The organism is Streptomyces sp. Inha503 (assembly GCF_047215865.1).
Lineage (GTDB): Bacteria > Actinomycetota > Actinomycetes > Streptomycetales > Streptomycetaceae > Streptomyces > Streptomyces lycopersici.
The window spans coordinates 9,800,874-9,819,140 of record NZ_CP178360.1 but is presented as its reverse complement, the minus strand read 5'-3'; the positions used below and the strand labels follow the sequence as shown (position 1 = coordinate 9,819,140).

Below are 18,267 nucleotides of genomic sequence, written 5' to 3'. Positions count from 1 at the left end.
GTATGAGGTCAAGGTTGCTGACAGCACGCAGTACGGAAACCGAGAGACGGACGGGATACGGAGCTACGGACGGGGCGAGGTTCAGTCGCCGGTGTGCCGCAGTACGCCGTCGATGAGGCAGTCGAGCCCGAAGAGGAACTGTTCGTCGCTGGGCAGCGTGGTCATCTCCTCGGCGAGCTCCACCATGTGGGGGAAGTCCTCACGCGGCAGGGTCCCGTAGAAGTGCCTGCGCTGACGCCGCAGCTCCTCGGCCTCGGGATGGTCCGCCTTGCCCCACGGGCGGGGCGCCTGATAGCTGGCGAATCCCAGGCTGTACTGCACGATCAGCCCGTAGACGCGCACCGCGTCCCGGTCCGCGAACCCCGCCTCGCGCAGCCTCCCGATGACCGCCTCGAACGCGCCCCGCATGGAACGCGGGCCGGTGCTCACCCGGGTGGCGAAGAGCCGCACGATGCTGGGGTGCTCCCGCATCATCTCGAGGAAGGCCAGCGCCAGGGCCCGTACGACCGCCTCGGGCGAGGTCTCCTCGGCGGTGGGCAGCCGGAAGTTCCCCATGACGTAGTCGGCGATCCCGTCGAGGATCTCCTCCTTGCCGCGGAAGTAGCTGTAGAGCGTCATCGCGCCCACGCCGAGGTCCGCGGCGAGCCGCCGGATCGTCAGTACGTCGATGTCCTCCTCGTCGCAGATCCGGGTGGCCACCTCGATGATCCGCTCGGCGGTGAGCGCCCTGCCACGCGACCGCTGACCCGCCACTGGGACTCTCCTCTTCGCACACCACCGGGGGACCGGCGACACCGACGCCGTCGTACACCACACCGTACAGGCGTCCCGCCGATCGGGCGGCGATCAGGAGGTGTTGTCCGGGCGCGAGGTGCTGTCCGGGTGGGCGGCCAGGTCGAGCGCGATGTCCGTGATCATGTCTTCCTGGCCACCGACCATCCCACGGCGGCCCACCTCGACCAGGATCGCGCGGGTGTCCAGCCCGTGGCGGACCGCGGCGGCCTCGGCGTGGCGCAGGAAGCTGGAGTACACGCCCGCGTAACCGAGGGTCAGGGTCTCGCGGTCGACGCGGACCTCGCGGTCCTGGAGGGGCCGTACGAGGTCGTCGGCGGCGTCCATCAGGGGGAACAGGTCGCAGCCGTGTTTCCAGCCCATCAGGTCGGCGACGGCGACGAACGCCTCCAGCGGGCAGTTGCCCGCCCCCGCGCCCTGGCCCGCGAGGGAGGCGTCGACGCGGGTGACGCCGTTCTCCACGGCCACTACGGTGTTGGCCACGCCGAGGGCGAGGTTGTGGTGGGCGTGGATGCCGAGTTCGGTGCCCGGGTCGAGCACATCGCGGTAGGCGCGGAAGCGGTCGCGGACACCGTCCATGGTGAGCCGGCCGCCGGAGTCGGTGACATACACACAGTGGGCGCCGTAGGACTCCATCAGCTTGGCCTGGCGGGCGAGTTCGGCCGGTTCCGTCATGTGCGACATCATCAGGAACCCGGCCACGTCCATGCCCATCTCGCGGGCGGCGGAGATGTGCTGGGCGGAGATGTCGGCCTCGGTGCAGTGGGTGGCGATGCGCACGGAGCGGATGCCGAGGGCGTGGGCCCGCTTGAGGTCGTGCAATGTGCCGATGCCCGGCAGCAGCAGGGTGGTGGGGATCGCCGTGCCGGTGGCCCCGACGACGGCCTCGATCCAGTCCCAGTCGGTGTGGGCGCCGATTCCGTAGGTGACGCTGGAGCCGGACAGGCCGTCGCCGTGGGCGATTTCGATGGCGGCCACCCCGGCGGCGTCCAGGGCGGCGGCGATGGTGCGGGCCTGCTCGACGGTGTAGCGGTGGCGGATGGCGTGCATGCCGTCCCGCAGGGTCACGTCCTGGACGTACAGGGCGGGCGGGACGGGCGGGGTGTCCGCGGTGGCGCCGGCGTCGGTCGTGGTCATCGTGCGGCCTCCTCGCCGGAGCGATGTGCGGCCAGGCGCTCCGCGGTGCGCAGCGCGGCCGAGGTCATGATGTCGAGGTTTCCGGCGTAGGCCGGGAGGTAGTGGGCGGCTCCCTCGACCTCGAGGAAGACCGAGACCTTCACCGCGTCGGTGTGCGCGGCCTCGGCGGGCAGCAGGGAGCGCATCGGGTCGTCGGACCCGACCTGGTCGAACTGCACCTTCTGCTTGAGGCGGTAGCCGGGCACATACGCCTGGACGCGGCCGACCATCTCCTCGACGGAGGCGGTGACCTCCTCGGTGGCGCAGCCCGAGACCAGGCAGTGCACGGTGTCGCGCATGATCAGGGGCGGTTCGGCGGGGTTGAGGACGATGATGGCCTTGCCGCGGGCGGCGCCGCCGACGCGTTCGATGGCGGCGGCGGTGGTCTCGGTGAACTCGTCGATGTTCGCGCGGGTGCCGGGGCCCGCGGAGCGGGAGGAGATGGAGGCGACGATCTCCCCGTAGTGCACGGGGGCGACCGCGCCCACCGCGGCGACGATCGGGATCGTGGCCTGGCCACCGCAGGTGACCATGTTGACGTTGGGCGCGTCGAGGTGGGTGTCGCCGTTGACCGGGGGCACCACATAGGGGCCGATGGCGGCCGGGGTGAGGTCGACGAGGGTGCGGCCGAGGGGGCGCAGCACCTCCTCGTGGCGCTTGTGGGCACCGGCGGAGGTGGCGTCGAAGACGATGTCCACGTCGGCGAACTCGTCCATCGCCACCAGCCCGTCCACGCCCTCGTGGGTGGTGGCCACCTTCAGGCGGCGGGCGCGGGCCAGGCCGTCGGAGGCGGGGTCGATCCCGGCCATCGCGGTGATCTCCAGGGTGTCGGAGAGCCGCAGCACCTTGATCAGGAGGTCGGTGCCGATGTTGCCGGAGCCGATGATCGCCACTTTGGTGCGGGTGCTGGTCTCGCTGCTCACCGGTGGTCTCCTTCCGCGGCGAAGCCGACTCCTACGGCGCCCAGGTTCGAGATGCGGGCGTGGAACGCATCGCCCGGGGCGGCCGGGACCATCGGCCCCAGTGCCCCGGTCAGGACGAGGTCTCCCGCGCGCAGCGGATCGCCCCGCTCGGCGAGGGCCGAGGCCAGCCAGACGGCCGCGTTGAGGGGGCCGCCGAGGCAGTCGGCGCCGGTCCCTTCGGAGGCCATCTCGCCGTTGCGCGTCATGGTCATCTGTACGGAGCGCAGGTTGAGCCCGGACAGTGGCACCGGGGAGGCGCCGAGGACGTACAGCCCGCAGGAGGCGTTGTCGGCGACGGTGTCCACGATGGCGATGTCCCAGTCCCGCACCCGGCTGTCGACGATCTCCAGCGCGGGCAGCGCGAAATCGGTGGCGCGCAGCAGGTCCACGACGGTGCAGTGGCGGTGTGGCAGATCGCTGCCGAGCACGAGCGCCACCTCGGCCTCCACCTTGGGCTGGAGCAGCCGCCCGGCGGGCACCTCGCCGCCCTCCGGCACGGCCGTGTCGGCGAAGAGCGCACCGAAGTCCGGCTGGCCCACGCCGAGTTGGCGCTGTACGGCCGGAGAGGTCAGGCCGATCTTCCGGCCGACGATCCGGCGGCCGGTGGCCTGTTCGCGTCGCAGGTTGAGCCGCTGCACCGCGTAGGCGGCCTCGATGTCGCCGTCGTCCAGGAGCGTGCGCACCGGCGCGCAGGCGATCCCGTCGCGGGCGGCGCCCGCGAGTGCGTCGGCGGCCTTGACCACGGCCCCGGGGAGGGAGTCCGTCGGGACGTGGTCGGGAACATTCGGCACGGGCTACCTCCTGGAGAAGAACATGGGGCCGGGGCCCGGCGCTCCCGATGTGGCCTCCGGTATAGACGCGCCGCCCACCACGAGCCAACTTTCGTTCCGTCACACGGAACGGGGCGCATGACGACGTGCCGGACCAGGTGACACTGACCTCGCGCACCCGTGTCCGTCCAGCGCCCCGTACCGCCTGGCGGAACGCTCCGAGCGAGGACCTTTCCCGGCCGAACGCCTCTTGACCGGCACCCGAGGAGTTCCGTACAAAGTACGACCAGAGAGGCGCGGGCTCGCCGCCCCGCCACGTCAGGAGAGTGCATATGCTGACCGCCCACTACGCCCCCAGCCGGTTCGGCCAGCTGCACTACGTCGAGTGCGGCGAGGGCGAGCCGGTGCTGCTGCTCCACCAGACCCCGCGGTCCTGGGCCGAGTACCGCGATGTGCTTCCGCTGCTCGGCGCCACGCACCGGGCGATCGCGATGGACACCGTCGGCTACGGGGCGTCGGCGAAACCCGCGGACGACCAGAGCGTCGAGATGTTCGCCGACGGGGTCGAGGACCTGGTGGACGGGCTCGGGCTCGATACGTTCCACCTGGTCGGGCACCACACCGGCGGAGTGATCGCGGTGGAGGTGGCGGCCCGCCTGGGCTCCCGGGTGCGGAGCCTGACGCTCTCCGCGACCCCGTTCATCACCCCGGAGAAGCGCGCCCGCGCGGTGTGGAAACGCCCGGTCGACTGGGTGCGGCCGAATCCGGACGGCTCCCACCTCCTGGAGCTGTGGAACCGGCGCCGACACTTCTACGAGCCGGGGCAGGAGGGCGCGCTCAACCGCTTCATGGCCGACGCCCTGCGGGTGCTGGACCGGGCGGAGGACGGCCATATCGCCATCCGGCTGTTCGCGATGGACGAGCGGCTGCCGCGGATCGCCGCCCCGGCCACGGTCATCTGCGGACAGGACGACGACCCGTCGATGCCCAGCTTCGAGCCGATGGTGCGGGCGCTGTCGGCGAAGGGGCATATCGTGCCCGGGGCCGGTGTGCCGTTCCCCGAACAGCGGCCGGAGGAGTTCGCCCGGCTCGTACGGGAAGCCGTCGCCTCCGCCGAGGTGGCGGGCGGCTGACGGTGGCGGGCGGCTGAGGTGGCGCGGCCTCAGGGCCCTTCGGGCAGGGGGAACAGCGAGCGGTAGAAGGGGTTCGCCCGGAAGCCGTCCCCGTGGTGGGTCGAGCTCCAGCTCAGCGGCACCGCCGGGCCGCCGGCCCGGTGCAGCTCGCCGTTGAGCGCGTAGTCGGGGTGTACGCCGTCGTCGCTCAGCGTCGTGGTGAAGTCGAACTCGAACCGGTCGCCCGGCCGCACCGGCAGGCCCTCCTCCGCCAGCGGCGCGTAGACCGGGGTCCAACTGCTGGACTGCACCAGCGAGTCGATGGGCTCGTCGTCCTCGGCCACCCACAGACGCATGCCCAGCGCGAGCCCGGAGAAGTTGCCCTCTCGGGTGATCGTCAGCTCGGCGCCGTTGACGCCCTCCGGCTGCGGCTCGCCGTTGAACTCCAGCGGCTCCACCTCGACCGGGCCCGACAGATACGACCGCTCCCGCACCTTGGGATTGTCCTGGAGCCCTTCCAGGACGACCCGCAGATCGAAGGGGCGGCCCACCGAGGCGAACACCTCCTCCACATAACGGAAGACGAACGGCGGAAAGCCGAGCGGCTCACCGCGACCCGCGGCGCCCAGGTCCAGGGCGACCGCCGTGGTGGCGCTGCGGTGCGGGACGAACACCCCGCCGGGCTTCACCAGACGCTTCCGCGCGTCCCGCAGCACCGAGCCCGCACCCTCGGAGCCGCCGAGCGTGCCGATGATCTCCGAGACGCACATATCGACGGGCTCGGGGAGCTCGATCTCGGTGGACAGTCCCTCGACGACCGTGATCCGGTCGGCGAAGCCCGCCTCCTCGATGGTCTCCTGGGCGATCTGTGCCGACTTGGGGATGACCTCCACCGCCCACACGTGCCGCGCCCCGGCGCGGGCGGCGGCCAGCGCCCACACCGCGTCCTTTCCCGTGCCGATGTCGAGCACCGTCCGGCCGGGGGCGTAGCGCCGGACGGCTTCGGCGTAGGCGCCCATCCGGCGCTCGTCCTTGATCATCACCTCGTACACGACGTCGTCGTACACCGGGTACTCGCCGATCGAGGCGCACAGCCACACCGGGTTGGACTCCGGATCGCATGCCCGCACCGGAACCTTGCGCCCCGGCCCGGCTAACTCCGCGATGAAGGAATACTGCATTCTCCAACCTTTCCCTGAGTGCCTTTTCCGGACCCAGCATGCCAGGCCGGAAAACCCGGAATTCCCTAGGAATGGAATGCGTCATGAGCGAACAAAGTCCACACATAGCATAGTTAAAGTGATGTAAAAGCGCCCGAGCGCGACCCGAGCAAACGCCCCATGTCACGCCCCGACCAGGCGCCGCGCGACGGGCTCACGGAATAGACGCGACCCCGGGGGATTGGCATGCTCACGATCAGACAGAGGTTGCTCCGGAAAGTGAATTCGGCTGAATTTCGCGGATGAGCCGCGGATCTGGCGCCGGGCCGTCCGAAAATCGTCGTCACTAATATTATTAGCGCGGCAACCTTTTAACGGAGAATGGCGTCCGAGGCGGCGAGGAACCGCCTTCAACGGATCAGGTGCCGTTCATCTGGTCACCCCCGCGCGGCCACAGGTCTGGACCACAGTGCGTGCCGGGGTCATCGATTCCTTCGAAGATCGCCCGCGATCCGGGCCAGCCGTCGACGGGGATCGCCACTCTCGGGCGACGCCCCTGTCACGCGGCGGGTACCCCGTAGTGTCTTCCTGGCCGGAGGGGGTAGGTGGCGTTCGTTGTACTCGATCAACGCCGCCCGCCCCCTACGGCCAGGAGAAACACGTGCCCAGAGCCCTCGTCACCGGGATCGCCGCCACCGCCGTCGCCACCGTCCTCCTCACGGGCTCCGGAGTCGTGAGCGCCACCGCCACGGCCACCGCGCCGCGCGAGCCGCATGCCACCGATGTCCACCGGGTCCACATCCAGGACGACTTCGACTCGCTCGGCCCCGAGGTCCGGGCGCTGAAACTCGACTCGGGCCGCACCGCCCACTACATCGACGACGGCCCCCGGGACGGCAAGCCGGTGCTCTACATCGGTGGCACGGGTACCAGCGCCCGGGTGGCGCACATGACGGACTTCCTGCGCAACACCCGGGAATCCCTCGGGCTGCGGCTGATATCCGTCGAGCGCAACGGCTTCGGCGACACCGAGTTCGACAAGAGCCTGGGGAAGGCCGACTTCGCCAAGGACGCGCTCCAGGTGCTGGACCGCGTCGGGGTGCGCAAGGTCAGTGTGATCGCCATCTCGGGCGGCGGTCCGTACGCCGCCGAGCTGGCGTCCCTGGCCCCGGACCGCGTGTCGTCACTGCACCTGGCCGCCGCCCTGCCGCCGTACGGCACCCAGCCCGCGTACTGCTCGATGTCCGACGAGGAGCTGGGCAAGTCCCTGGAGAAGCAGATCGCCGACCCCCGGGTCTGGTGGGCGCTCCCGGACGACAGCCCGACCAAGCGCATCCCGGGCTTCGCCGACACCGCCTTCGAGGACGGCGCCCGCACCTACAACCAGCGCGGTCAGAAGGCCGACCCCGCGGCTCAGGTGCATGAGCAGAAGCTCTACTGCCAGCGGCCCGGCCCCGATCTGTCAAAGCTGACGGCCCCCGTCACCATCTACAGCGGGAAGAAGGACACGACCGTGCCGCCCAGCACGATCGACACCTGGAAGCAGCACCTGCCCGGCGACCCGGCCGTGCGCAGCTATGCCGACACGGGCCACGATGTGCAGTACCGGCACTGGGACCAGATCCTCGTCGACCTCGCCGGGCACACGGACCGCACGGTCATCTGCTACCGGGGCCACAGCACGATGCCACCTGCCCGGATCGCGGACCCGCTGGTGGAGAAGGGCCGGGCCACGCTGGGCAGCTGCGCCTGGCAGAAGGCCGGTGCGGACGGGCCCATCGGCTGAGACGAGGTCCCGAGGTACGTCACGGTCGCCGCGCCCAGAACAGGGCGTGGCCGCTGTCGCCCTCGGGGGCGAACTCCTCTCCCTCGACGGTCAGTCCGGCCCGGGTGAGCCAGTCCCGGTAGGTCGCGGCGTCGGCGTGGCTCCACCACATCCTGGTGCCACCGCCGAGCCAGTTGTCATCGGTGCCGGTCCAGGCGGTGTGCCCGGTGGTGGCCAGGAACCAGCCGCCGGGCCGGAGCCAGGTGGCGATCCTGGCGAGGAGGGGAGGTTGTTCGTCCAGGGGGATGTGGATCAGGGCGTAGAGGGAGACCACGGCGTCGAAGGAGGCCGCCGGGAACTCCACCGCCGTGGCATCCGCTTGGCGGAACTCGGCCTCCGGCACGAGCTCCCGCGCCCGGCGGATCTGCTCCCCGCTGATGTCGACTCCGGTCACCCGGTGTCCCGCGGCGCTGAGCACGCGGGCGACCGGTAGGCCGGAGCCGCATCCCAGGTCCAGCACGGTGGCGGCGGGCGGGATGCGCTGTTGGAGTGCGCCGAGCCAGGGCTGGTACTTGGTCTCGGTCGCATAGGACCGCTCGTAGTGGCGGGAGAGCGCGTCGTATCCGCGCCTGACCACGTCCTTGGGATCGTCGATGTCCACGGAGTGGCACGGTAGTTGGGGGCGGGTGCGTTCCGCGAACGGTTTTCGTGCGTCGGTGCGGCGCCGTTCGCGCCTTCGGCGCCTTTGAGCATGGGTCCGGGGGTGCCCTGGCCGGGCTCCGTCGCCGACCACCGGGCCGGTGGGGGCGAGGCCCGGCGGCGGCCCCCGTCGGCCCATGTTGAGGACCGGTCCGGACTGCGGCCGGGGGGTACCCCTGGAAAACGTTTGACAAATTAGTTGCGTCAGATCAAGCATTCTGAAGGGGTACCCGGGAGAGGCTGCCCCGCCGCCCCAGCGGACAGCGCCGTCAGACCTTGCGCACTGCGGCGACGAACTCCGCCCAGGCCCGCGCTGGAACGACCAGCGCGGGCCCGCTCTTGTCCTTGGAGTCGCGGATGCCGACCTGGGCGGTGTGGGGCAGGTGGGCGATCTCGACGCAGCCGGTGCCGTTCGCCTCGCTGTAAGAGGATTTGAACCAGGCGTCCTCGGGTGCGACGTTGGTTGCTATGCCGTGAGTCATATCAGATCTCCCGTGCTAGTCGTTGCAGGAATGCCGATGTCTCGCCAGGAGCGAGAGCCGCGGCCCGCAGGTTCTCGAACCTGCGGGAGAAGGACCAGATCGTCGTTTCCTTGTCGCTGATGTCGGATCCGTCGACGGCGTCGCTCTGCACCACGGACGGCAACGGGGTGCCGAACTCCCACAGGTTGAAGTTCGTATGAGGCCGATAGGCGGGGGTGGCCATCGGAAGGATCTGGACCGTCACATTGTCGAGCCCCAGCAGGGTCTGGATCTCCTCGTACTGCTCACGCATCACTTCAGAGCTGCCGACCACTCGTCGCAACGAGGCTTCGTCCTGGATGACCCAGAGCTCCATGGGATTGTCCCTGCGCCTCAGGGCCTTTTTGCGCTCCATCCGGATCTGGATGTGCCGCTCGACGAACTCGGTCGTGGTCTCCTCGACCGGCTTGGCAGCCTGGAACAGTTCCCTCGCGTAGCGATCGGTCTGCAGCAAACCGAAGACCACGTTCGGCTGCCACGTCCGGCTTGTGCGGGCCCCGCTCTCCAGACCAATGTGCATCCCCATGCCCGACGGGAGCACACTGCGATAGATGGACCACCAGCCCCGGTTGAGGGAGTCACGGTGGATCTGCATGAGGAAGTCCACATCGTCCTCGTCCTCGACGCCGTACCGGCCCAAAAGAGCCTTCAGGTCCGTGACCTTGGGCAAGGCCGAGAGACCGTTCTCGACGCGGAACAACTTCGTGGTGGAAAAGGTCAACCCGTCCACGGCCTCCGCGAGGGTGAATCCGGCCTTGTCCCTCAATCTCTTGAGCTCCCAGCCGAGTTGCATGCGACGGACCGTCGGTCCCGTTGGTGCTGCCACGAGTATGCCTCCCGTTGGGTCGAGCCTGCCATGCCGCCGAACGAGTTCTGAGTCTGGCAAGGGCGGCCCGGCACATCAGGTCATTTGCCCACTCGGTCACATATGCCATCTGAAGCGGAAATTAGCTGTCATCTTGCGCGCCAGCTTCCGCGCACCCGAAGCTGTTTCCGCCACCGCCTCATCACTCGCGGTAGCCGAACCCCGGAACGCCATGGAGCCCTCATGCCTTCATCACGCCCTCGTCTGCTGCCCTGGCCCGGACTGAACGGTCAGCCCTGCTTCCTCGTCACCGACGACACCGGCACCAGCTACCTCTCGCGGCTGGCCGACGAGATGGAGGCCGTGCAGCTACGGACCGGGACCGACCTTCTCGGGCATGCGCGGCCACTGCTCCGGGACCACCGCGCGAACGCCCGTGAGCTCCGCTTCGTGGGGCATCGGCTCGCCGAGGCGCTGCATGACGCGCTGCGGGTGGCCGAGAGTCGGGGGCGGCGGCTGGAGGACCGGGAAGAGACCGCGGCCGAGCAGAGTTAGTGGAAGCATGAACAACAGCGTGGACGTCGTGGTCATCGGTGCCGGGCAGGCGGGGTTGTCCGGGGCCTATCACCTGAGGCGGGCCGGGTACGAGCCCGGGACCGGCTTCGTGGTGCTCGACCACGCGCCCGCGCCCGGCGGGGCGTGGCAGTTCCGGTGGCCGTCGCTGACATACGGCAAGGTGCACGGGATGTACGACCTGCCCAGCATGCGGCTGACCAGCGATGACGCGGATCCCGAGCGGCCCTCGTCCGAGGTGGTCCCGGCCTACTTCGCACGCTACGAGCGCGCCTTCGATCTGCGGGTCGTCCGCCCCGTGCACGTCGACGCCGTACGGAACGGGGACGACGGCCGGCTGCTGGTCGAGACCCCGGCCGGGACCTGGTCCGCGCGGGCGCTGATCAACGCGACCGGGACCTGGGACCGGCCGTTCTGGCCCCGCTACCCCGGGCAGGAGACCTTCCGGGGGCGGCAGCTGCACACCGCGCGGTACCCGGGGCCCGAGGCGTTCGCCGGGCAGCGGGTGATCGTCGTCGGGGGCGGTACGTCCGGGGTGCAGCATCTGCTGGAGGTCGCCGAGGTGGCGGCGGAGACCACCTGGGTCACCCGCCGCCCGCCGGTCTTCCGCACCGGACCGTTCGGCCAGGACCAGGGCCGCGCCGCCGTCGCGCTGGTGGAGGAGCGGGTGCGGCGGGGACTGCCGCCGCAGAGTGTGGTGTCGGTGACCGGGCTGCCCATGACGGAGGCGATGGAGCGGGCCCGGGAGAAGGGGATACTCGACCGGCTGCCGATGTTCGAGCGGATCACCCCGGACGGGGTGGCCTGGGCGGACGGGCGCCATGTCGAGGCGGACACGATCCTCTGGGCCACCGGTTTCCGCGCCGCGATCGACCATCTGGCCCCGCTGCGGCTGCGCGAGCGGGGTGGCGGGATCGCCGTCGAGGGGACCCGGGCGGTCCGTGATCCCCGGGTGCATCTGGTCGGCTACGGGCCCTCGGCCAGTACGGTCGGCGCCAACCGGGCGGGCCGGGCCGCCGTACGGGAGATCCAGGAGCTGCTGGGTGCCCCTTACGGCAGCCAGTGGTCACCGGAGGAGGTCGCCGTCGGGCGTTGACCGGGGGCGGGCCGGGCCGGTGCTGCCCCGGACCACGAGGGTGGGGTCGAGGACGATGTCCCGGTCGGCGGTGCGCCCCTCGTCGAGTCGTTCGGCGGCCGCCCGGACGGCGACTTCGGCCGCCTCGGCGGCGTCCTGGCGCACGGAGGTGAGGTCGATGAAGGACAGCCGGGCGAGCTGGCTGTCGTCGTAGCCCACGATGGACACGTCATCGGGCACCCTGACGCCCGCGCGCAGGAGCGTGCCGAGCAGACCGTGCGCACAGCGGTCGTTCCCGGCGATGACGGCCGTGGGCAGCTCGGGCCGCGCGAGCAGGTCCCGGGCCGCGCGGGCTCCGGATTCCTCGGTGTAGTCGCCGGGGTGGACCCGGATGTGGTCGGCCAGTCCGTGGTGGCGCATGGCGGCGCGGTATCCGCGCCGCCTCTCCTCGGCGCCGGGCATGGCGCCGCCGTCGATGTGCGCGATGGCACGGTGTCCTTGTGCGACGAGGTGGTCGACGGCTTGGCGCATCCCGTTCCGCTCGGCGGTCCGGACGACGTCCGTACCGGCGGCTCGCGTCAGCGGGTTGATCTCCACGACGGAGGGGCGGCCGACGTCCGTGGCCAGGTGGTGCCGCTCGAACGTGGTGCCGATGGTGATGATGGCTTCACAGCGCAGTCCGAGCAGTTCGTCCATCGCCTGACGCTCGTCGCGGGTGTCGACCATGGCGTTGAGCACGAGGGTGTAGCCGTGGTTCCGGGCGGCGGGGTACAGGGCCTCGACGATGCCCACGTCGTGCGGCTGACGCATGGTGAACAGCACGCCCAACTGCCGACTGCGCGTGCGGCGCAGAAGCTGGGCGGCGGTGTCGGGACGATAGCCCAGTTCCTCGGCCGCCTGGAAGACGCGTCGGCGCGTATCGGGGCTCGCCCCGGGCTGGTTGCGGAACACCAGTGACACCAGGGCCTGCGAGACACCGACGCGTGCGGCGATATCGGACATGGTGGGGCGCTTGGGACGCCCCACCGGGGTTCCCCGCCCGACCGAGGGGCCGGTGCTCCCTGGATCCCCCATCCCTGCCTCCTCGCGCTTCATGTCTTGACATGCATCACACGCCGCCCCCATAGTACGTGGCACTTGTACGTACTAGTTGTACTGACAAAAAGACAAAGGCTCTCCGCAGCCGCACGATCGTGGCTGGCTGGGCGGCCACTCACCCGGCATCGGGAAACAACCGGACCTGTCGGGACGCCACCACGACCTCCGCTGCCTCCACGAGGAGACACGACGATGAACACCCGACTCGACTCAAAGGACTCGGGCATCACACACCAAGACCCCGAACTGCCGCCGGACACCAAGGGTCCCCATTCACGACGGCTCGGCCTGGTCGCCGTCATCGTGACCTTCGGCGGGCTGCTGTTCGGCTATGACACCGGCGTCGTCAACGGCGCCCTCGATCCACTCACCGACGACCTCGGGCTGACCGCGTTCACCGAGGGAATCGTCGTCAGCAACCTCATCTTCGGCGCCGCCTTCGGCGCCATGATCGGCGGAGTACTCTCCGACCGGCACGGCCGCCGCCACAACATCCTGCTGCTGGCCCTGGTGTTCATGCTCGGCACCGTGGGCTGCGTACTGTCGCCGAGCTGGCAGGTGCTCGCCCTCTTCCGCTTCATCCTCGGCCTCGCCGTGGGCGGCGCCTCGGCGACGGTCCCGGTCTATCTGGCCGAGATCGCCCCGGTCGAACGCCGCGGTTCCATCGTCACCCGCAATGAGGTGATGATCGTGACCGGCCAGTTCGCCGCGTTCGTCATCAACGCGGTCATCTTCAACCTCTGGGGCGAGACCGATGGCATCTGGCGGCTGATGCTGCTCGTCGCCGTCCTCCCGGCGATCGGGCTGTTCATCGGCATGCTGCGGCTGCCGGAGAGTCCGCGCTGGCTGGTATCCCAGGGCCGTGACGAGGAGGCGCTCGCGGTGCTGTCCCAGGTCCGCACCCCCGAGCGGGCCCAGGCGGAGATGGCCGAGGTCCACCGGCTCGCCGAGGAGGAGCGGGTCGCCAAGACCGCGGGCCGGGTGGATCTCGGGGTGCGATGGGTGCGCGTGCTCATCCTGATCGGGGCGGGGCTCGGCGTCTGTCAGCAGTTCACCGGCATCAACTCCGTCATGTACTACGGTACGCAGCTGCTCGGCGATGCCGGGTTCTCGGGCGACTCCGCCATCATCGCGAACACCCTCAACGGCGCCTTCAGTGTCATCGGCATCGCGGTGGGCGTGTCGGTCATCAACAAGCTCAAGCGGCGCACCATGCTGCTCGGCGGATTCGCCCTGACCACGACGTTCCACCTGCTCGTCGGGCTGTCCGCGCTGCTGATGCCCGAGGGCACCGCGAAGGCGTGGTTCATCCTCGTGTTCGTCGTGCTCTTCGTCTTCTCCATGCAGGCGACCATCGGTCCGCTGGTCTGGCTGATCCTCTCCGAGATGTTCCCGCTGAAGATCCGCAGCCTGGCCATCGGCATCAGCATCTTCGTGCTGTGGATGGCGAACGCCCTGGTGGCCCTCGGCTTCCCGCCCATCGTGAAGGCCATGGGGATCTCGAACACCTTCTTCGCCTTCGCCGCCTTCGGTGTGCTGGCCCTCCTCTTCATCGCGACCTGTGTGCCCGAGACCAAGGGCCGCTCGCTGGAAGAGCTGGAGGACGACTTCCGCGCCCGCTACTCCTCACCCGCCCCGCCCCGAGAGGAGGGCTCCGCACCATGACCGTCCTGACCGCCATCGCCGAGGGCCGCGAGGGAGACCACGCGCTGACCGCGGGAATCGCCGAGGCCCGGCTGCTGGGCACCGATCTGGTGCTGGTCAATCTGCGCCTGTCGGCGCTGGACCGCTCCGGGGTCCCCGATGACCTGCGGACCACGGTCGTCGAGCGCAGCGGTCCCGGCGACCGCGACCCGGTCGACGCCGTTCTGGACGAGATCGAGGCCCGGCCGGATGTCGACCGGCTGGTCATCGGCCTCCGGCGGCGATCGCCGGTGGGCAAGGCGCTGCTGGGCAGTGTGAGCCAGCGGCTGCTGCTGGAGAGCCCCGTGCCCGTCGTCGCGGTCAAACCACCGGTCTGACCGGGCCCCGGCGCGGCCGGGATCCGCGAACCCCAGGTCAGGCGCCCGGCCTGGGCGCGAACGTCGAGTCCCGCACCACCAGCTCCGGCTGGAGCACGATCCGCCGGTGCTGGTGGACGGCGGCCTCGTCGCCGGTCTCCTCGATCAGCAGCTCGGCCGCCGTACGCCCCATCCGGAACGCCGGCTGCCGCACCGACGTCAGCGGCACCGCGGCCGCCGCCGCGAATTCGATGTCGTCGTACCCCACCAGCGCCACCTCCCCCGGCACCGAGACCCCGGCCGCGAACAGGGCCTGGAGCACCCCCAGCGCCAGCAGGTCATTGGCGCAGAACACCGCCGTCGGCCGGGGTGAGATCCCCAGCAGCCGGGCGCCCGCGTCCCGGCCCGAGGCCACGTCCAGCCGCTCGGCCTCGATGTGCACCATCGCCTCCTCCGGCAGCCCCTCCTCCGCGAACGCGCCCCACAGCCCGGTGCGCCGGTCCTGGCACTGCGGGAGCAGCATCGGGCCGCTGACGTAGACCACGGAGCGGTGTCCCTGCGCGATGAGATGGCGCCCGGCGAGCGCCCCGCCCTCGATGTCGTCGACCGACACCGAACACCCCTCGGCGCTGGGCACCTCGCGGTCCACGAAGACGAACGGGATGTCATGGCGCCGGAACCCCTCCAGATTGGCGCCGGTGACATCGGCCGGAGTGACGAGCACCCCGCGTACCCGGTGCTCGGCGAAGAGCCCGAGGTAGTCGGCCTCCTCCTCCGGGCTCTGCGCGCTGTTGCACACCATCACCCCAAGACCCGCCTCCCGCGCCGCACGCTCCGCGCCGCTCGCCACGTCCACGAAGAACGGGTTCGCCATGTCCAGCACCAGCAGCGAGATGATGCGGCTGCGCCCTGCGCGCAGCTGACGCGCGGACTCCTGGCGTACGTAGCCCAGGCGCTCGATCACGGCCTGCACCCGGTCGCGCGTGGCCTCGGCGACCATCTCGGGCCGGTTGATCACGTTCGAGACGGTGCCGACCGACACTCCCGCCTGCCGCGCGACGTCCTTGATCCCCACCATGCGTCCCACGACCCGGGCCTCCGCCTTCCCGCGACCCACCGCGGTCGCGGGAACATGGTAATGCGCTGTTCGACCGGTCGGGCAGGACCGGGCCGCCGCGGGCCCCGGCCCCCCGGGCCGCGGCGGACCCCGGGCCCGGCTCAGCCCCGGGAGCGCACCAGGCTCGATCCGCGGACCACGAGCTCGGGCTGGAGGACGATCCGCTGGTGGCGGTGGTCCCCGCCCCGCTCCCCCGTCTCCTCGATCAGCAGCTCGGCCGCCGTACGCCCCATCCGGAACGCCGGCTGACGCACCGACGTCAGCGGCACCGCGGCCGCCGCCGCGAACTCGATGTCGTCGTACCCCACCAGCGCCACCTCCCCCGGCACCGAAACCCCGGCCCCGTACAGCGACTGAAGCACCCCCAGCGCCAGCAGGTCATTGGCGCAGAACACCGCCGTCGGGCGCGGGGACATGCCCAGCAGCCGGGCCCCCGCGTCCCGGCCGCAGGTCACATCCAGCCGGTCCACCTCGACATGGCGCAGCGCGGACTCGCCGAGCCCCCGCTCGCGCAGGGCGCGCAGCGCGCCCTCGCGGCGGTCGCGGCACTGGGCCAGCCGCATCGGACCGCTCACATAAGCGAGGTTGGGGTGGCCGAGACCCAGGAGGTGGCGGGCGGCGAGCTCGCCGCCGGTCACGTCGTCGACCGAGACCGAACACCCCTCGGCGCTGGGCAGCACCCGGTCCACGAGGACGAAGGGGATGGGCTGCCGCCGGAAGGAGGCGAGGTTGCGCCCGGTCATATCGGCCGGGGTCATCAGCACCCCGCGCACCCGCTGCTCGGCGAAGAGGCCGAGGTAGTCGGCCTCCTCCTCCGGGCTCTGCGCGCTGTTGCACACCATCACCCCAAGACCCGCCTCCCGCGCCGCACGCTCCGCGCCCCGCGCGACGTCCACGAAGAACGGGTTCGCCATGTCCAGCACCAGCAGCGCGATGATGCGGCTGTGACCGGCCCGCAGCTGACGCGCGGACTCCTGGCGCACATAGCCCAGGCGCTCGATCGTGGACAGCACCCGGGCCCGGGTCTCCTCGGACACCGAGTCCGGGCGGTTGATGACGTTGGAGACCGTGCCGACCGAGACCCCGGCCTCGCGCGCCACCTCCTTGATGCCCACGCCTGGTGCCATCGTCAGGAGGGGAGGGCGAAGTCGACGACGCGGAGGGCGGAGGGGGTGGTGCCGCTGGACTTCCGCTGGTACATGAACGACAGGACGCCGTCCTGGGCGAGCCGGGTGTCGTCCACGACGACCTCGCCGAAGGCGTTGAGCCCGCTGCCGTCGTAGACGGTCTTCCAGTCCGTCCAGCCAGAGGACTTGGAGGCGGCCACGATCCGGCCGTACGGCATCACGGCGTAGGCGTTGTCGTAAGCGTCGAAGACCAGGTGGCTGCGCTGGGTGGAGCCGGGGGCCACCGGGATCTCGGTCTTCTTCCAGGCGCCCGCCGGGTCCTTGAAGACGTGGAAGGTACGGCCGTTTTTCGTCCGGTCGGCCACGTAGTCGGTGGTGCACTGCCCGAAGCGGCCGGGGACATAGCTGATCAGGGCGTGGGGCGCGCCCGCGGAGTCGGTGGCCTGGCTCTCCTGGTTCATCAGCGAGTGGTCGGGGTTGAGCGGATCGACGACCGTTCCGGCGTCGCCGACCGCCACCGTGTCGGAGCCACCGGTGGTGCCGACGGCGGCGCCCGCCGCGGTGCGCCAGGTGCGGCCCCGGTCGGAGCTGTAGACGTAGCCGGTGTCGTGGTTGGTGAGACCGCCGCTCGCGCACATCACCGCGTTGTTCTGCTCGCGCCAGGTGTAGAAGGCGTGCAGCCGCCCGTCGGGCCCGTAGTCGATGCCGTGCAGATACATGTTGCGGGCGGTGCTGGAGCCGTGCTCGCTGCTGTAGGTGCCGGTGGCGGAGGACCACTCGCCGAGGGCCCGCCACTTGGTGCCGTCGTACTCGGCGAGCGCGTTGCGGCCGTTGCCGGAGACGCCGACGCGGTAGCTGAGCTGAAGTCGGCCCTCGGGGGTGGCGATGAACTGCGGGTAGGTGAACTGGGAGGTGAGCGCGAGGCCGTCGAGGGTGGTCTGGACGGCGCCGAACTGGCCGGTGGTCCAGGGGTGTCCGGCGGGGTCGTCCACCAGCCCGGCCACGGACTTCACATAGAAGAAGCCGCTGCTGTGGGAGTCCATGTTGAGGTGCAGCCGGCCGTCGGTCCGGGAGATCCCCATGGAGATGACGTTGTGGGAGTCGTCGGCGGTGAGCCGGTGCGGCAGGGTGACGGTCTGCCAGCTCTGCTGGGTGAGGGCGCGGCGTCCGATGACCGCGCTGCGGTCGGCGGTGTACCAGGCGGCGTACTGATAGCCCTTGTAGGTGAGCAGGCCGTTCTTCTGGAAGGCGTTGTTGTTGACCAGGCCGTCGTACGAGACGAAGTAGAGGGCCTTGGGGTCGAGTTGGGTGTCGGCGAGCTTGCTGACGGCCGGTCCGGGGGCGGCGACGGAACCCGCGCCTGTGCTCGTGTCCGCGCCCGCCCTCGGGATCCCGGCGCCTAGCAGGGCGGTGGCCAGGACGGCGATGGCCAGTGGTCTCATGTCCGTTCCTTTCCTGGTGCGCTTGTTGGGGGCGGAGCCATCCCCGGCCCCGGGGCCGGGACGAGGCCGGAGG

The 18,267-nt window shown here is 70.6% G+C and carries 18 protein-coding genes; 6 read left to right on the top strand and 12 right to left on the bottom strand.

All coding sequences use genetic code 11. The features are described from left to right. Positions 1-81 precede the first annotated feature (81 nt). The 4 genes from ACJX2R_RS41305 to ACJX2R_RS41290 all read right to left on the bottom strand — a co-directional run bounded on the left by ACJX2R_RS41305 (position 82) and on the right by ACJX2R_RS41290 (position 3,721). Positions 82-753, bottom strand: coding sequence for a TetR/AcrR family transcriptional regulator (locus ACJX2R_RS41305; RefSeq protein ID WP_262704219.1), 672 nt, complete (start codon positions 751-753; stop codon positions 82-84). Between the two features lie 93 nt (positions 754-846). Continuing rightward, entirely contained in the window at positions 847-1,929 is a 1,083-nt protein-coding gene (dmpG, locus tag ACJX2R_RS41300; RefSeq protein ID WP_413104239.1) for a 4-hydroxy-2-oxovalerate aldolase, read from the bottom strand. Continuing rightward, on the bottom strand, positions 1,926-2,891 hold the full coding sequence (locus tag ACJX2R_RS41295) for an acetaldehyde dehydrogenase (acetylating) (protein WP_413104238.1): 966 nt from the start codon (positions 2,889-2,891) through the stop codon (positions 1,926-1,928). The genes dmpG and ACJX2R_RS41295 overlap by 4 nt, the downstream gene beginning before the upstream one ends. Further along, positions 2,888-3,721, bottom strand: a complete 834-nt coding sequence (locus tag ACJX2R_RS41290) for a 2-keto-4-pentenoate hydratase (RefSeq protein WP_413104237.1) — start codon at positions 3,719-3,721, stop codon at positions 2,888-2,890. Before ACJX2R_RS41290 ends, ACJX2R_RS41295 begins: the two co-directional genes overlap by 4 nt. Positions 3,722-4,032: 311 nt before the next feature. Here ACJX2R_RS41290 and ACJX2R_RS41285 point away from each other — a divergent pair, with 311 nt between their 5' ends. After that, positions 4,033-4,833: an alpha/beta fold hydrolase gene (locus tag ACJX2R_RS41285; RefSeq protein ID WP_413104236.1), complete on the top strand. Its 801-nt coding sequence runs from the start codon at positions 4,033-4,035 to the stop codon at positions 4,831-4,833. Positions 4,834-4,862: 29 nt separating this feature from the next. Here the strand turns inward: ACJX2R_RS41285 and ACJX2R_RS41280 are convergent, their stop codons facing one another. Then, on the bottom strand, positions 4,863-5,993 hold the full coding sequence (locus ACJX2R_RS41280) for a 50S ribosomal protein L11 methyltransferase (RefSeq protein WP_413104235.1): 1,131 nt from the start codon (positions 5,991-5,993) through the stop codon (positions 4,863-4,865). 640 nt (positions 5,994-6,633) lie between these two features. On the opposite strand from ACJX2R_RS41280, the gene ACJX2R_RS41275 reads away from it, so the two are divergent. Next, complete coding sequence (locus ACJX2R_RS41275) at positions 6,634-7,758, top strand: alpha/beta fold hydrolase (RefSeq protein ID WP_413104234.1); 1,125 nt, start codon at positions 6,634-6,636, stop codon at positions 7,756-7,758. 19 nt (positions 7,759-7,777) lie between these two features. On the opposite strand, the gene ACJX2R_RS41270 is transcribed toward ACJX2R_RS41275, so the two are convergent. The 3 genes from ACJX2R_RS41270 to ACJX2R_RS41260 all read right to left on the bottom strand — a co-directional run bounded on the left by ACJX2R_RS41270 (position 7,778) and on the right by ACJX2R_RS41260 (position 9,750). After that, positions 7,778-8,398 (bottom strand): class I SAM-dependent methyltransferase, encoded by a 621-nt coding sequence (locus ACJX2R_RS41270; RefSeq protein WP_413104233.1) that lies wholly within the window; start codon positions 8,396-8,398, stop codon positions 7,778-7,780. Between the two features lie 307 nt (positions 8,399-8,705). Then, positions 8,706-8,918, bottom strand: coding sequence for a DUF397 domain-containing protein (locus tag ACJX2R_RS41265; protein WP_413104232.1), 213 nt, complete (start codon positions 8,916-8,918; stop codon positions 8,706-8,708). A gap of 1 nt (position 8,919) precedes the next feature. Further along, a complete protein-coding gene (locus ACJX2R_RS41260; RefSeq protein WP_413104231.1) occupies positions 8,920-9,750 on the bottom strand; it encodes a helix-turn-helix domain-containing protein in 831 nt (276 codons plus the stop codon). A 255-nt stretch (positions 9,751-10,005) separates the two neighbouring features. On the opposite strand from ACJX2R_RS41260, the gene ACJX2R_RS41255 reads away from it, so the two are divergent. Together ACJX2R_RS41255 and ACJX2R_RS41250 are read left to right on the top strand one after the other, a co-directional pair. Continuing rightward, positions 10,006-10,317, top strand: coding sequence for a hypothetical protein (locus ACJX2R_RS41255; protein WP_413104230.1), 312 nt, complete (start codon positions 10,006-10,008; stop codon positions 10,315-10,317). A gap of 7 nt (positions 10,318-10,324) precedes the next feature. Then, positions 10,325-11,431 carry an NAD(P)-binding domain-containing protein gene (locus ACJX2R_RS41250; protein WP_413104229.1) on the top strand — a complete coding sequence of 369 codons (1,107 nt, stop codon included), beginning with the start codon at positions 10,325-10,327 and terminating at the stop codon, positions 11,429-11,431. On the opposite strand, the gene ACJX2R_RS41245 is transcribed toward ACJX2R_RS41250, so the two are convergent. Next, positions 11,402-12,484, bottom strand: coding sequence for a LacI family DNA-binding transcriptional regulator (locus ACJX2R_RS41245; RefSeq protein ID WP_413104228.1), 1,083 nt, complete (start codon positions 12,482-12,484; stop codon positions 11,402-11,404). The genes ACJX2R_RS41250 and ACJX2R_RS41245 overlap by 30 nt on opposite strands. A 216-nt stretch (positions 12,485-12,700) precedes the next feature. Here ACJX2R_RS41245 and ACJX2R_RS41240 point away from each other — a divergent pair, with 216 nt between their 5' ends. Both ACJX2R_RS41240 and ACJX2R_RS41235 read left to right on the top strand, forming a co-directional pair. Further along, positions 12,701-14,173: a sugar porter family MFS transporter gene (locus ACJX2R_RS41240; protein WP_413104227.1), complete on the top strand. Its 1,473-nt coding sequence runs from the start codon at positions 12,701-12,703 to the stop codon at positions 14,171-14,173. Next, positions 14,170-14,529, top strand: coding sequence for a universal stress protein (locus ACJX2R_RS41235; protein WP_198281518.1), 360 nt, complete (start codon positions 14,170-14,172; stop codon positions 14,527-14,529). Before ACJX2R_RS41240 ends, ACJX2R_RS41235 begins: the two co-directional genes overlap by 4 nt. Positions 14,530-14,566: 37 nt before the next feature. Here ACJX2R_RS41235 and ACJX2R_RS41230 read toward each other — a convergent pair whose 3' ends face one another. From ACJX2R_RS41230 to ACJX2R_RS41220, 3 genes are all read right to left on the bottom strand, one after another. After that, a complete protein-coding gene (locus ACJX2R_RS41230; protein ID WP_413106079.1) occupies positions 14,567-15,586 on the bottom strand; it encodes a LacI family DNA-binding transcriptional regulator in 1,020 nt (339 codons plus the stop codon). Between the two features lie 140 nt (positions 15,587-15,726). Further along, positions 15,727-16,752 carry a LacI family DNA-binding transcriptional regulator gene (locus ACJX2R_RS41225; protein WP_413104226.1) on the bottom strand — a complete coding sequence of 342 codons (1,026 nt, stop codon included), beginning with the start codon at positions 16,750-16,752 and terminating at the stop codon, positions 15,727-15,729. Between the two features lie 2 nt (positions 16,753-16,754). Further along, positions 16,755-18,194, bottom strand: coding sequence for a BNR repeat-containing protein (locus ACJX2R_RS41220; protein WP_413104225.1), 1,440 nt, complete (start codon positions 18,192-18,194; stop codon positions 16,755-16,757). Positions 18,195-18,267: the final 73 nt, after the last annotated feature.

What these genes read in the sequence shown, in the direction of transcription:
- ACJX2R_RS41220 (WP_413104225.1), bottom strand. Translation starts at nt 18,194, where the DNA reads ATGAGACCACTGGCCATCGCCGTCCTGGCCACCGCCCTGCTAGGCGCC.
- ACJX2R_RS41235 (WP_198281518.1), top strand. Translation starts at nt 14,170, where the DNA reads ATGACCGTCCTGACCGCCATCGCCGAGGGCCGCGAGGGAGACCACGCG.
- ACJX2R_RS41245 (WP_413104228.1), bottom strand. Translation starts at nt 12,484, where the DNA reads ATGGGGGATCCAGGGAGCACCGGCCCCTCGGTCGGGCGGGGAACCCCG.
- dmpG (WP_413104239.1), bottom strand. Translation starts at nt 1,929, where the DNA reads ATGACCACGACCGACGCCGGCGCCACCGCGGACACCCCGCCCGTCCCG.
- ACJX2R_RS41240 (WP_413104227.1), top strand. Translation starts at nt 12,701, where the DNA reads ATGAACACCCGACTCGACTCAAAGGACTCGGGCATCACACACCAAGAC.
- ACJX2R_RS41260 (WP_413104231.1), bottom strand. Translation starts at nt 9,750, where the DNA reads ATGCAACTCGGCTGGGAGCTCAAGAGATTGAGGGACAAGGCCGGATTC.
- ACJX2R_RS41285 (WP_413104236.1), top strand. Translation starts at nt 4,033, where the DNA reads ATGCTGACCGCCCACTACGCCCCCAGCCGGTTCGGCCAGCTGCACTAC.
- ACJX2R_RS41250 (WP_413104229.1), top strand. Translation starts at nt 10,325, where the DNA reads ATGAACAACAGCGTGGACGTCGTGGTCATCGGTGCCGGGCAGGCGGGG.
- ACJX2R_RS41230 (WP_413106079.1), bottom strand. Translation starts at nt 15,586, where the DNA reads ATGGTGGGGATCAAGGACGTCGCGCGGCAGGCGGGAGTGTCGGTCGGC.
- ACJX2R_RS41255 (WP_413104230.1), top strand. Translation starts at nt 10,006, where the DNA reads ATGCCTTCATCACGCCCTCGTCTGCTGCCCTGGCCCGGACTGAACGGT.
- ACJX2R_RS41280 (WP_413104235.1), bottom strand. Translation starts at nt 5,993, where the DNA reads ATGCAGTATTCCTTCATCGCGGAGTTAGCCGGGCCGGGGCGCAAGGTT.
- ACJX2R_RS41225 (WP_413104226.1), bottom strand. Translation starts at nt 16,752, where the DNA reads ATGGCACCAGGCGTGGGCATCAAGGAGGTGGCGCGCGAGGCCGGGGTC.
- ACJX2R_RS41265 (WP_413104232.1), bottom strand. Translation starts at nt 8,918, where the DNA reads ATGACTCACGGCATAGCAACCAACGTCGCACCCGAGGACGCCTGGTTC.